The following is a 12,110-nucleotide window of genomic DNA, read 5'->3' as shown; positions in this document are numbered from 1 at the left end:
CACCCTGTGCGCGACAAACCGGCAATCCTGCCGGTTTGTCGCGCACAGGGTGCGCTCCTACAAGAACTAACGACGACGCGCGTCAGGTTTGCAACAGTTTGACTACCCGGCGTATTGCCTCCTCAATGCGGTCGGCGGCAATCATGCCGTAGCCAAATACCAACCCATTCGGTGCGGAACGACCCCATGCGTAGTCAGCCAACCCTTCGAGGCGAATATGTTGCTCGGCGGCACGCGCAATCAGATGGCCCGCCTTCACCGCTCGTGGCAGCTTTGCCGCGAGATGCAGGCCTGCATCCGACGGCCATGCCTGCAGATGCTCGCCGCCGTGTCGCGCCAGCGCCTCGAGCAGCACGTCGCGACGTTCCGCATACACGTTGCGCATCTTGCGCACGTGACGCGCCAGATGTCCTTCGGCGATGAACGCCGCCAGTGTGTCCTGGGCCGGCACGTCGCAGTGCCAATCGGTGAGTTGCTTGGCTTCCGCCAGCGCGGCATGCAGCCACGGCGGCGTCACCAGATAACCCAGCCGCAATGCCGGAAACAGGCATTTGGAGAACGTTCCCACGTAGCAGACCACGCCGTTGCGATCGAGCGTCTGCAGCGCATCCAGCGGGCGTCCGCCGTAGCGGAACTCGCCGTCGTAGTCATCCTCGATCACCACCGCCTGTTTCGCCGTTGCGAAGGCCAACAACTCCGCGCGACGGCGCGGCGACATCGACACACCCAGCGGGAACTGGTGCGACGGCGTCACGTAGATCACGCGCGCTTCCGCCGGCAAACGGTCGACGATCAACCCTTCTTCATCGACAGGAACCCCAACGACCTTGGCCCCAGCAGCGGTGAACGCCGCACGCAACGGCGGATAGCCTGGGTTCTCCACCGCCACGGTGGTGCGCCCCGGCGTAATCAGCACACGCGCCAGCAAGTCGAACGCCTGCTGTGCACCGCTGGTGACGATCACATCGTCCGGCTCGCAAGCTACCGCGCGGGCGAACGACACATGCCGCGCGATCGCTTCACGCAAGGCAGGTCGGCCTTCCGACTGGCCATACAACGGCGGCGACTTGGACAGCCCGCGCACCGCCCGCGCCGACAATCGTCGCCAGACATCGAAAGGGAATGGCGAACTGTCGGGGATGCCGACACGGAAATCGTGCGTGTACGAGCCCACCTGCATCGGCGCCATCGGCCCCAGCGCCTTGCGCCAATATGGCGCCAGCCGGCGATCGCTTCCCGCCTCCGGCGCCGTGGCGCGACTCACCCCACGGCGGGCCAGCAGATCGGCTACATAGTTGCCCGCGCCTCGGCGAGCGACCAGGTAGCCCTCACTCAGCAACAAGTCGTACGCCGCGACCACGGTATTGCGGGATACCTTGAGCGCGAGCGCCAGCTCCCGTGTGGCCGGCAGCCGCAACCCCGCCTTGAGGCGGCCATCAAGAATCGCCGCGCGCAGCTGTGCGTGGAGCGCCGTCAGCCGCTGGCGGGAACCGCGCGCTGGAAGATCCAGCGGAAACTCGAACGGCTGAAACTCGAACGGATGTTCCATGAGGACGGTCACATAGATCCACAAATTGGACCCTGATAATTACTCGATTGTGGTTCTTTTGCCAGACCATATGAATGCCTACGCTGCACCCATCGACTTGAACCGAGGAGCCACATCATGATCGACCTCTACTTTGCCGCCACACCCAATGGCCTCAAGGCCAAGCTGTTCCTTGAGGAAGCCGGGCTGCCGTACCGGGTGATCCCGGTGAGCCTGAGCAAGGGCGAGCAGTTCAAGCCCGAGTATCTCGCCATCTCCCCGAACAACAAGATTCCGGCCATCGTCGATCACGAGCCTATCGGCGGCGGCGCACCGATCACGATGTTCGAATCGGGCGCGATCATGCTCTACCTCGCCGAGAAGATCGGCCGCCTGATCCCAACCGAAATCCACGGCCGCACCGAAGTGCTGCAGTGGTTGTTCTGGCAAATGGCGGGACTGGGCCCGATGGCCGGGCAGATCGGCCACTTCAATGTGTACGCGCCGGAGAAGGTGCCGTACGCGATCGATCGCTACACGCGGGAAACCAGCCGCCTGTACGGCGTATTGAACCAGCAGCTGGCGGATCGCGAGTTCATCGCCGGTGAGTTCTCCATCGCCGATATCGCCTGCTATCCCTGGATCGTGCCGCACGAAGCACATGGACAGAAGCTGTCCGATTTTCCGCATCTGGAGCGCTGGTTCATGGCGATGGCGGCGCGTCCTGCCACGCAACGCACCTACGAAGGTGTCGAGAACGCCTATGCGCCCAAGCAAAGCCTTTCCGACGAGGAGCGGCGCGTGCTGTTCGGCCAGGGAACGAAGTCCACCGCCCCTTGATCGCCGTACACAAGCGTGCTGGCAGGTGCTGTCACTCGCTTGTCTTAGCTTGATTGCTCACCTCTATACGAACCCATCGCCATGAAGAAATCCGACATCGCCGCACTGCTTTTGCTGGGTGCCTTGTGGGGCGCATCGTTCCTGTTCATGCGCATGGGCGCCGATCAGTTCGGCAGCATGGCGCTGGCCGGCATGCGCGCGATCGGTGCGGCGATCTGCTCGTTGCCCTTGCTGGCCTCGCGCCAGCGAGTGGCCGAGATGCGCGTGCACTGGCGAGCGATCGCCATCGTCGGCCTGGCCAATTCGGCCCTGCCGTTTGCACTGTTCTCGTACGCGGCGCAAAGCCTGCCTGCCGGCGTCTCGGCGATCTCCGACGCGATCGCACCCTTGCTCGTGGCGGCCTCCGGCTGGTTGTGGCTGGGCGAGAAACTCGACGCGATGCGCGCCAGCGGATTGATGATCGGCCTGACCGGCGTGGTGTGGTTGATCGCCGGCAGTATCGGCTTCGGCGGTGGCGGTGGCGCCACCGGCTGGGCCATGGCCGCCTGTGTCGGCGCCAACGTCTGCTACACCTTCGGCGCCCACTACAGCCAGCGACGCTTGCGCAGCGTGTCGCCGCTGGCGGTGGCCACAGGCAGTCAGATCGCCGCCGCCGCGCTGCTGCTGCCTTTCACGCTCTGGCTGTGGCCAGCGAAAACACCCGGCGTGCAGGCCTGGCTGGCGATGTTCGGCCTGGCTGCCGCATGCACTTCGCTCGCCTACGTGTTGTTCTACCGGCTGATGGCGCGCGTCGGTGCCACCCGCAGCATGGCGGTGCTGTACCTGATCCCGGTGTTCGGCGTGCTGTGGGGACTGCTCTTCCTGCACGAGCCGGTCACGCTCGCCATGGCCGGCGGCTGCACCGTCATCTTGCTCGGCGTGGCCTTGACCACGGGCCTGATCCGCGCGGGCAAGCCCGCGAACCACCTCGAACCCGCGGCTTTCGAACAGGCATAAAGCCGCATTTATGGAGCCTCTGATCTATTCCTACGCACCCGGCATGACATCCAGAAGGCCCGCAGGTTGTGTTGCGCGGCGCCGGGAAGACTGGCTGTCTTGCCAAGCCGCGCGGCGCAGCCTGCGGGCCTTCTGGACGTCACCCCATCCCTTAGATTCGAAGCGTTGGGGCCGCACTGTATGCGCGCATCGCTTCGCCCCGCCGTCTCGACAGACCACCAGTCTGCCTTCGTCGACGGTGCTGTGCGATGCGCGCATACAGTGCGGTGACGGGTGCGTAGGAATAGATCAGAGGCTCCCTAACGGTCGCCAACGGAAGCTGCGCCATAATCCCCCCATGCCTGCGCCCCGGCGCGGCCCTTGATGTTGGAGTCAACATGCGTTCGAACCACCCTGGCCGTTGGGCCGCGCGCCTCCTGACCCTGTTTGGCCTGTTGCTAGGCTCGACACCGCTGCTCGCGCAAGACGATATGGACGGCTTGCTGCCCGTCACTGAGGCTTACAAGCTCAGCGCCGATGCCTCCACACCCGGCGTACTCAAGCTGCACTGGACCATCGCGCCCGACTACTACCTCTACCGCGGCCGCATGAACTTCAAGGCGGGCGAGGGTGTAACCCTTGCCGAGGCTCAGCTGCCTGACGGCGAAAAGCACCACGACCAATACCTCGGCGATGTGGAGACCTACCACCACGGCGTCGATGCCACCCTGCCCTACACCGTGTCCCCCGGCACACAGCGGCTGAAGCTCGCCGTGCGCTACCAGGGTTGCCACGAGGTCGAGCCGAAGATCTGCTATCCGCCGCATACCGAGCAGCTGGACCTGCCGCTACCCACTGGCGCGATCACCGCTTCGGGGCCAGATGCGGGCCAAGCTCCGCAGACCTTGGGCGCCGCGCTCAATCAATTGGGCAGCTCGGCTCCGGCAACCGCCTCGGTGGGCATGGATACAGCGCCACTGCCGGCCGAGCAGGCTTTCCGCTTCGAAGTCTTGGCGCGCTCGCCGCACCAGCTACTGCTGCGCTGGACCATGCCCAAGGGCTATTACCTGTATCGCGACCAGACCGCGCTACATCTGAAAAATGCCGGTGATCTCGAACTGGAGCCGCCGCAGTGGCCTGCCGGCGTCACCAAGCAGGACCCACACTTCGGCAAGGTCAACGTGTATTTCGACCAGGTCGAACTGCCGGTCGCTATCAACGGTGACACCTCGCAGCACAAGCGGATCGAACTGGAAACCAGCTTCCAGGGTTGCCAGGACGGTGGCCTGTGCTATCCGCTGATGACCCGTGCGGTGAGCGTCGACCTGGCTGGCGGCAGCACCGCCACGGGCCAGACCGTCGCCGGCCCGGCCCCGGAAATGCCGCCGACCCGCACGCAAAGCCCGCTCGGCGTAAGCCTGTGGTCCGCTCTGTTGCTCGCTATTGGCGGTGGCTTGGTACTCAACCTGATGCCTTGCGTGCTGCCGGTGCTGTCGATCAAGGCGGTCGGCCTGATCGAAAGCGGCGAGAACCCCACGCGCCGTCGTAACCATGCCCTGGCCTACAGCGCTGGCGTGCTGCTGAGCTTTGTGGCGCTCGGTCTACTGATCGTCTCGCTGAAAGCGGCGTGGGGCACCCAGCTGCAGAATCCATTGGTGGTAGCCGTGCTTTCGCTGGTGATGCTGGCAGTGGCGCTTTCCATGTCGGGCGTGGTGCAGTTCGGTGCCTCGCTGGGCAATACCGGCAGCGCGCTGGCCAACCGTTCGGGCCTGGCCGGCGACTTCTTCACCGGCGTACTCGCGGTCGTGGTGGCCAGCCCCTGCACGGCACCGTTCATGGGCACGGCCTTGGCTTATGCGCTTGCCGCGCCGACCTTGAACGCCTTGCTGATCTTCGTTGGCCTGGGCCTGGGCCTGGCCCTGCCCTTCCTGGCGGTCGGCTTCATCCCGGCGCTGGCGCGTCTGCTGCCACGGCCTGGCCAGTGGATGGAAACCCTCAAACAGGTGCTCGCCTTCCCGATGTACCTCGCCGCCGCGTGGCTGGCGTGGGTGGTGGCCAACCAGCGCGGCGCGGATGCCGTGGGCCTGCTGCTGGTGGCGGCGGTCATGCTCGCCATGACGCTGTGGTGGTTCGAGCGCAGCCGCTCACGTGGCGGCTTCAGTCGCGGCCTGGTGCTGGTGCTGGCGCTACTCACCTTGGCGCCGGTGTACTACCTGGCCAAACTGCCGGCCGCGATCGCCAGCAGCGCCGCATCGACGGAAGGCGTCGTCGCCTTTACGCCGGCCAAGCTGGCCGAGCTGCGCAAGGCAGGCACGCCGGTGTTCGTCGACATGACTGCCGACTGGTGCATCACCTGCAAGGCCAACGAACACGCCGTGCTCAGCACCGACGCGTTCCGCGCACTGCTCAAGCAAACCGGCGCGGTGTACATGAAAGGTGACTGGACCAACGAAGACCCCGCCATCACCGCCTTCCTGCAGCAGTATCACACCCCGGGCGTACCGCTTTACGTGGTGTTTCCGAAGAACGGTGGCGAAGGGCGACAGCTGCCGACGGTGCTGACCTCTTCGCTAGTGGAGCAGGCGCTGACCGAGGCGGCGCGGTGAGGGATCACCTGCAAGTCCGCTGTGACCTGCCCCCTCCCTTGCGTGTAGCAGGGGAGGGCTGGGGAGGGGTGAAGCCACTCATCTGTTCGTGGAGTTCGGCTCAAGGGTTTACCCCCTCCCAACCTCCCCCTGCGAGCAGGGAGAGGGGTAGAGCGTCATGCTGAGTCGCAGCAACTGGACCATTCTTGTCCTTGCCGTGCTGGTTGCAGGCGTCGGCGGCTGGCTGCAGCACGAAAGCCACCTGGCCAAGGTGCCGGAGGGCGTCCAGATCGCGAACGTAGGCGATGTTCGCCCGGATCTCGTGCTGCCCGACCTCGCCGGCAAGGAACATCGCCTGTCCGAATTCCACAGCCGGCGCGTGCTGCTGAACTTCTGGGCCAGCTGGTGCGGCCCCTGCCTGGACGAGATGCCGGCACTGGCGCGCGCCCAGGCGAAATTCGGCGAACAGGACGCGATCGTCGTTGGCATTGCCATGGACGATGCGGGCCGTGCGCGCGATTTCCTGGCTGCCCATCCGGTGGGCTATCCCATCCTGCTGGGCCGGTTGGACAGCCCCAGCACTTCGCTGTGCCTGGGCAATATCAGTGAAGTGCTCCCCTACAGCGTCTTGCTGGATGCCGATGGACGCGTACTGGACACGCGGCGCGGCACGCTCGATGCCGCCATGCTGGAGCAATGGCTGGCCCCGCCATCCAAGCCCTGACGCGGGTTCTCCCGGCATACGCCCCCGCACGGTTTAACGGCAACTTCTCCTTCAAACATCGCCGAACTGCGTCGAACTAGACAATATCCCCAGACTGCGCGCACACTCCCGCCCGGTTGCCGGGAGCCCCGGTCGCGATGAAGGTATCGGCGTGGCAAAGATCCTGGTCCTGCATGGACCCAATCTCAATCTGCTGGGCGTCCGCGAGCCGGACATCTATGGCCGCACCACGCTGGCCGATATCAACACCAGCCTTGCCGCGCGCGCACAGGCGGCCGGCCACGAGCTGGCCTGGTTCCAGTCCAACGCCGAGCACGAGCTGATCGGGCGCATCCACCAGGCGCGTGACGAGCAGACGGCACTGATTCTGTTCAACCCGGGCGCGTTCACGCACACCAGCATCGCGCTGCGCGACGCGCTGGCCGCAGTAGCCATCCCGTTCATCGAGGTGCACCTGTCCAACGTGCATGCGCGCGAGCCGTTCCGTCGCCACTCCTACCTGGCGGACATCGCGATAGGCGTGATCTGCGGCTTCGGCGCGGACAGCTACCAGCTGGCGCTGGAGGCGGCGATCAGCCGCCTGGACCGCCCCACCCCGGGCATCGCCCCCTGATTCCGGCCTTTCGGCCCCTGACTTTCCATTCCTGCCGCCACCGCGGCATCCACGAAAAGGTTTGAACGATGGACCTGCGCAAGATCAAGAAGCTGATCGACCTGCTTGAGGAATCCAACCTCGCGGAACTCGAGATCAAGGAAGGCGAAGAAGTGGTTCGCCTGTCGCGCGTACCCAAGGGCGGCATGACCATGGCTGCGCCAATCGCCGCACCCGCGCCCGCACCCGTGGCAGCTCCGGTCGCCGCCCCCGTCGCCGAAGCCGCCCCTGCCGCCAACGCGCTGCCGGCCGGCCACGTGGTCAAGGCGCCGATGGTCGGCACCTTCTACGCCTCGTCCACCCCGGGCGCAGCGGCGTTCGTCAAGGTCGGCCAGCAGGTCAAGGCCGGCGAGACGCTGGGCATCATCGAAGCGATGAAGATGTTCAACCAGATCGAGGCCGACGTCGCCGGCACGGTGCAAGCCATCCTCGTCGAGAACGGCCAGCCGGTCGAGTTCGACCAGCCCATGTTCGTGATCGCCTGACATGCCCATGTTAGAAAAGGTCGTCATCGCCAACCGCGGCGAAATCGCCCTGCGCGTGTTGCGCGCCTGCCACAGTCTTGGCATCAAGACCGTGGCGGTGCACTCCACCACAGACCGTAACCTCAAACATGTCGGCTTGGCCGACGAAGCGATCTGCATCGGCCCGGCGCCATCGGCCGACAGCTACCTCAACATCCCGCGCATCATCGCCGCGGCCGAGATCACCGACGCCCAGGCCATCCACCCGGGCTATGGCTTTCTCTCCGAGCGCGCCGACTTCGCCGAACAGGTGGAGCAGAGCGGTTTCATCTTCATCGGCCCCACCGCCAGCGTGATCCGCCTGATGGGCGACAAGGTGGAGGCGATCCGCGCCATGAAGGCCGCAGGCGTGCCTTGCGTGCCCGGTTCCGGTGGCCCGCTCGGCGAAAACGTGGATGAAAACATCCGCATCGCCCGCGAGATCGGCTACCCGGTGATCATCAAGGCCGCCGGCGGCGGTGGTGGCCGTGGCATGCGCGTGGTGCGCACCGAGGCGCACCTGGGCAACGCCGTCACCATGACCAAGCAGGAGGCTAAGGCGGCCTTCGGCAACGATCAGGTGTACATGGAGAAATTCCTGGAGAACCCACGTCACGTGGAAATCCAGGTGCTGGCCGACGGTCAGGGCAACGCCATCCACCTCGGCGAACGCGACTGCTCCATGCAACGCCGCCACCAGAAGGTGGTGGAAGAAGCGCCAGCACCGGGCATCACCCCCGAACTGCGCGAGCAGATCGGCAAGGTCTGCGTCGATGCCTGTCTGCGCATCGGCTACCGCGGCGCGGGCACGTTCGAGTTCCTGTTCGAGAACGGCCACTTCTACTTCATCGAAATGAACACCCGCATCCAGGTGGAGCATCCGGTGACCGAGCTGATCACCGGCGTCGACCTGGTGCGCGAGCAGCTGCTGATCGCCGGCGGCGAGAAGCTGTCGATCAAGCAGGAAGACATCGTCATCCGCGGCCACTCCATCGAATGCCGCATCAACGCCGAGGACCCGGACAACTTCCTGCCCAGCCCCGGCACGGTGAAGCGCTTTGAGGCCCCGGGTGGCCCCGGCGTGCGCGTGGACACGCATTTGTATGACGGCTACCGCATCCCGCCGAACTACGATTCGATGATCGGCAAGCTGATCGTGCATGGCCCCGATCGCGAAACGGCGATCGCGCGCATGCGCCTCGCCCTCGCCGAAACGGTGATCGAAGGCGTGAAGTGCAATATTCCGCTGCAGCAGCGCATCATGGCCGACGTCGGCTTCCAGCAAGGTGGACAGAACATCCACTACCTGGAAAAGCGCATGGCCGAGCAGAAAGAGCACCCGTCCGCGCACTGAGCCATCATCGGCGAGCCGTTGCGGCGGCTCGCCGATGCGGAATCGCGATATGTCCGAACTACTGACCCTGCACGAAGCCATCGAGGCCATCACCGCCGCTTGCGACGAAGGCGACGGCTTGGACCGCTACAGCTGGGTCTACATCCGCGGCGCCATTACCCAGTCGTCGTGCCGGCTGTATCTCGCCAGCGCCACTGACGAGGAAGATCTACTGGTCGATCAGGATGGCGAGGCGCTGCCACCGTTCGCCGCCGAACATCAGCTGCATCACTACATCGAGGCTGCGGCCTTCGCCGACGTGCTTCGCATGCAGCGGCAGCACCAGCCACTCTCCGATGTGGCCGATTTCGCCATGGCGCTCGATCACTACGATCGTTTCGATGTCTTTCTCGGCTCAACACCGATTGGCTGACCGCGTCCCCGCCGATCGGCGACAATGAACGCTTTCCTGCGGAACACCGGACCGATGCCCTGGCTCGAACTCTCCCTCACCATCCGCTCCGAGCAGCAGCCGCGCGTGGAAGAAGCGCTCGACGATCTCGGCGCGCTGTCGGTCACCCTGCAGGATGCGGATGCGGAAACGCCGGATGAGCAGGCGATCTTCGAGCCCGGTGTGGGCGAATTGCCGCTGTGGCCCACTATCACGCTCAACGCGCTATTCGATGCTGGCACGGATCGTCGCGGCCTCAGCGAAGCGCTGGGCGAGTTGCTGCCGTGGTTGGAGCCGGACCAGATGCTCTACCGCGATGTGGCCGACGAGGATTGGGAACGTGCATGGATGGACCAGTTCAAGCCGATGTCCTTCGGACGCCGCCTGTGGATCTATCCGTGGAACATTGAACCGCCGACCGATGACGACAGCGTGGTCGTGCGCTTGGACCCCGGCCTGGCCTTCGGCAGCGGCACGCATCCCACGACAGCGCTATGCCTGGAGTGGCTGGACGGCCAGGATCTCACCGGCAAGACCCTGATCGACTACGGCTGCGGCTCCGGCATCCTCGCCATCGCCGCGCTCAAACTGGGCGCAGCCAGCACCATCGGCGTCGATAACGATCCGCAAGCGCTCATCGCCTCGGCCGACAATGCCGAACGCAACGACGTCGCCGAGCGGCTGGCACTCTTCCTGCCGGAAGACCTCATTCTGGAGGCCGCTCCTGCGCATCCTGCGCCCGCGGCACTAGCGCATCCATGCGCGTCGCCTGCCGAGGTGTTCATCGCCAACATCCTCGCCGGCCCGCTCGGCGAACTGGCACCGACCTTCGCCGCTGCCGCCAAACCGGGCGCGCCGTTCGCCATCTCCGGCATTCTCAAGGGCCAGGAGGAAGAACTCCTGCAGCGCTATGCCGAATGGTTCGATGAATTGCGTGTAGACACCCGCGAAGACTGGGTGCGTATCAGCGGCAAGAGGCGCTAACAGCAGGAAGCCCCAAGGGGAAAAGCGGGACACCGTTCCATATCCACGCTTTCTTCCGCCTCGACTCTTTACAGGTCGCACCGCGACCGACTCTACTTGCACCATGTACGCCCAATGTCCCGACTGCCTGACCGTGTTCTCGATGGACGCGGAGACGCTTGCGCAGGCGCGTGGTCATGTCGTGTGCGGACATTGCCAGGCCAGGTTCGATGCACTCGCCACGCTGAGCAGCCAGCTGCCGCCCGAGCCGTTCCAGCATCTATCGGAGCGCGTAGCGTCGGGGCATCCGCCACGGGTGGAATCGGCGGTCTACCGTCCACGCGCGGAACCGATCTTTGCCGCCGATACCGCGAACACGGTGGACCGCGAAGGGGGTGGCTTCTCGCAACAGGGGTTCTCGCCACGCTTTGCGCGTTCAACGCACCCGCGCGGCGGCGGACGCCGCTGGCCCTGGTTGCTCGCCTGTCTCGTGCTGCTGTTGTTGCTGTGCGCGCAGTTGACATGGGCCAAACGCGATGCCCTGGTAGCCGACCCCATCGCCGGCCCCTGGCTGCGCACCGTCTGCACACAATTGGGCTGTCACCTACCGTTGGTGCAGGACGTGCAACATCTGCGCCTGTTGGCGCGCGACGTGCAGGCGCATCCATCCGTGCCCGGCGCACTGCTGATCAGCGCCACCGTGCGCAACGATGCCCACTTCGACCAGCCTTGGCCGGTGGTCGTGGTCACCCTGTCCGACATCAATGGCAAGCGGATCGCCATGCGCCGCCTGCGCCCGAACGAGTACCTCGGCGACGGCGCCACCCTGCTGCGCGGACTGCCGGCGGGCGATAGCACCGCACTGGTGCTGGAAGTGGAGGACCCGGGCAACAAGGCCGTCGCATTCGAACTTGGTTTCGAATAGCAAGACCCAGTAGCGTTCGAGCTCGATTTCGAATAGCAAGACCTAATCCAGAGTTTCTTAGGAAACTCAGTACTTAAATTTCTCCATGCGCGAGGGTAAACTCCCCCCCTTCGTCCTGCTGCACCCGGCGTTCCATGCGAGCCGCCGCCCGCGGTATCAGCCAAAAAACATACAGCGACCCACGTAGTCGCTGTGTAGAACGTGAGGGAAATGCCAGTGAACGCCGTCAGACTGCCTGCTTCAGAGGCCGCGAAAGAGACCTCGTCGCAGAGCGCGTTGAGCGAATGCGTCAGCCGCACCGTCCGTCGCTATCTCGCCGACATCGGCGATACCGAATGCGACGAAGGCTTGCACGCGCTCGTCATTCGCGAAGTCGAAGGCCCGCTTCTGCGCGAAGTGCTGGCCTGGCATGACGGCAACCAGAGCCGCGCTGCTGCTGTACTCGGCATCAACCGCGCCACCCTGCGCAAAAAGCTCGCCGCGCACGGCCTGCTGTAATTTGCTGCGCCAGTATCGGCGCCCTCTCGACGTTTAGCCGTCCAGGTTTAGCCATCTAAAATCTCCGGACGCGCCCACCGCCCCATACCGTCACGGCCCGCCCGGGCCGCTATAATGAGCGGCTTTCCCGCCT

At 65.0% G+C, this 12,110-nt stretch carries 12 protein-coding genes; 11 read left to right on the top strand and 1 reads right to left on the bottom strand.

The annotated features are described in order from the left end of the window. Positions 1-82 precede the first annotated feature (82 nt). Positions 83-1,561: a MocR-like pyridoxine biosynthesis transcription factor PdxR gene (pdxR, locus tag OUZ45_RS12380; RefSeq protein WP_266170418.1), complete on the bottom strand. Its 1,479-nt coding sequence runs from the start codon at positions 1,559-1,561 to the stop codon at positions 83-85. Between the two features lie 105 nt (positions 1,562-1,666). Here pdxR and OUZ45_RS12375 point away from each other — a divergent pair, with 105 nt between their 5' ends. From OUZ45_RS12375 to OUZ45_RS12325, 11 genes are all read left to right on the top strand, one after another. After that, positions 1,667-2,368, top strand: coding sequence for a glutathione S-transferase N-terminal domain-containing protein (locus OUZ45_RS12375; protein WP_266170417.1), 702 nt, complete (start codon positions 1,667-1,669; stop codon positions 2,366-2,368). Between the two features lie 81 nt (positions 2,369-2,449). Further along, positions 2,450-3,364, top strand: coding sequence for a DMT family transporter (locus OUZ45_RS12370; protein WP_266170416.1), 915 nt, complete (start codon positions 2,450-2,452; stop codon positions 3,362-3,364). 377 nt (positions 3,365-3,741) lie between these two features. Then, complete coding sequence (locus OUZ45_RS12365) at positions 3,742-5,949, top strand: protein-disulfide reductase DsbD family protein (RefSeq protein ID WP_266170415.1); 2,208 nt, start codon at positions 3,742-3,744, stop codon at positions 5,947-5,949. A gap of 157 nt (positions 5,950-6,106) precedes the next feature. Further along, positions 6,107-6,652, top strand: a complete 546-nt coding sequence (locus OUZ45_RS12360; protein WP_266170414.1) for a TlpA family protein disulfide reductase — start codon at positions 6,107-6,109, stop codon at positions 6,650-6,652. 151 nt (positions 6,653-6,803) lie between these two features. Continuing rightward, positions 6,804-7,265: a type II 3-dehydroquinate dehydratase gene (gene aroQ / locus OUZ45_RS12355; protein ID WP_266170413.1), complete on the top strand. Its 462-nt coding sequence runs from the start codon at positions 6,804-6,806 to the stop codon at positions 7,263-7,265. A 68-nt stretch (positions 7,266-7,333) separates the two neighbouring features. Beyond that, on the top strand, positions 7,334-7,789 hold the full coding sequence (gene accB / locus OUZ45_RS12350; protein WP_266170412.1) for an acetyl-CoA carboxylase biotin carboxyl carrier protein: 456 nt from the start codon (positions 7,334-7,336) through the stop codon (positions 7,787-7,789). 7 nt (positions 7,790-7,796) lie between these two features. Then, on the top strand, positions 7,797-9,161 hold the full coding sequence (gene accC / locus OUZ45_RS12345) for an acetyl-CoA carboxylase biotin carboxylase subunit (protein ID WP_266170424.1): 1,365 nt from the start codon (positions 7,797-7,799) through the stop codon (positions 9,159-9,161). A 49-nt stretch (positions 9,162-9,210) separates the two neighbouring features. Continuing rightward, a complete protein-coding gene (locus OUZ45_RS12340; RefSeq protein WP_266170411.1) occupies positions 9,211-9,573 on the top strand; it encodes a hypothetical protein in 363 nt (120 codons plus the stop codon). A gap of 54 nt (positions 9,574-9,627) precedes the next feature. Beyond that, on the top strand, positions 9,628-10,575 hold the full coding sequence (gene prmA, locus OUZ45_RS12335; protein ID WP_266170410.1) for a 50S ribosomal protein L11 methyltransferase: 948 nt from the start codon (positions 9,628-9,630) through the stop codon (positions 10,573-10,575). Between the two features lie 103 nt (positions 10,576-10,678). Beyond that, a complete protein-coding gene (locus OUZ45_RS12330; RefSeq protein ID WP_266170409.1) occupies positions 10,679-11,479 on the top strand; it encodes a zinc-ribbon and DUF3426 domain-containing protein in 801 nt (266 codons plus the stop codon). A gap of 210 nt (positions 11,480-11,689) precedes the next feature. Continuing rightward, positions 11,690-11,977 carry a helix-turn-helix domain-containing protein gene (locus tag OUZ45_RS12325; protein ID WP_090453289.1) on the top strand — a complete coding sequence of 96 codons (288 nt, stop codon included), beginning with the start codon at positions 11,690-11,692 and terminating at the stop codon, positions 11,975-11,977. Positions 11,978-12,110: the final 133 nt, after the last annotated feature.

It is taken from the genome of Dyella subtropica (genome assembly GCF_026283965.1).
Taxonomy (GTDB): domain Bacteria; phylum Pseudomonadota; class Gammaproteobacteria; order Xanthomonadales; family Rhodanobacteraceae; genus Dyella_D; species Dyella_D subtropica.
Note: the sequence above shows the minus strand (reverse complement) of the source record. Positions and strands in the feature narration are given on the sequence as shown.

Excerpts from the sequence above, each read along its gene's own strand:
- accB (WP_266170412.1), top strand. The coding sequence starts at position 7,334 with ATGGACCTGCGCAAGATCAAGAAGCTGATCGACCTGCTTGAGGAATCC.
- OUZ45_RS12330 (WP_266170409.1), top strand. The coding sequence starts at position 10,679 with ATGTACGCCCAATGTCCCGACTGCCTGACCGTGTTCTCGATGGACGCG.
- OUZ45_RS12375 (WP_266170417.1), top strand. The coding sequence starts at position 1,667 with ATGATCGACCTCTACTTTGCCGCCACACCCAATGGCCTCAAGGCCAAG.
- OUZ45_RS12325 (WP_090453289.1), top strand. The coding sequence starts at position 11,690 with ATGCCAGTGAACGCCGTCAGACTGCCTGCTTCAGAGGCCGCGAAAGAG.
- OUZ45_RS12370 (WP_266170416.1), top strand. The coding sequence starts at position 2,450 with ATGAAGAAATCCGACATCGCCGCACTGCTTTTGCTGGGTGCCTTGTGG.
- prmA (WP_266170410.1), top strand. The coding sequence starts at position 9,628 with ATGCCCTGGCTCGAACTCTCCCTCACCATCCGCTCCGAGCAGCAGCCG.
- OUZ45_RS12360 (WP_266170414.1), top strand. The coding sequence starts at position 6,107 with ATGCTGAGTCGCAGCAACTGGACCATTCTTGTCCTTGCCGTGCTGGTT.
- OUZ45_RS12365 (WP_266170415.1), top strand. The coding sequence starts at position 3,742 with ATGCGTTCGAACCACCCTGGCCGTTGGGCCGCGCGCCTCCTGACCCTG.
- OUZ45_RS12340 (WP_266170411.1), top strand. The coding sequence starts at position 9,211 with ATGTCCGAACTACTGACCCTGCACGAAGCCATCGAGGCCATCACCGCC.
- accC (WP_266170424.1), top strand. The coding sequence starts at position 7,797 with ATGTTAGAAAAGGTCGTCATCGCCAACCGCGGCGAAATCGCCCTGCGC.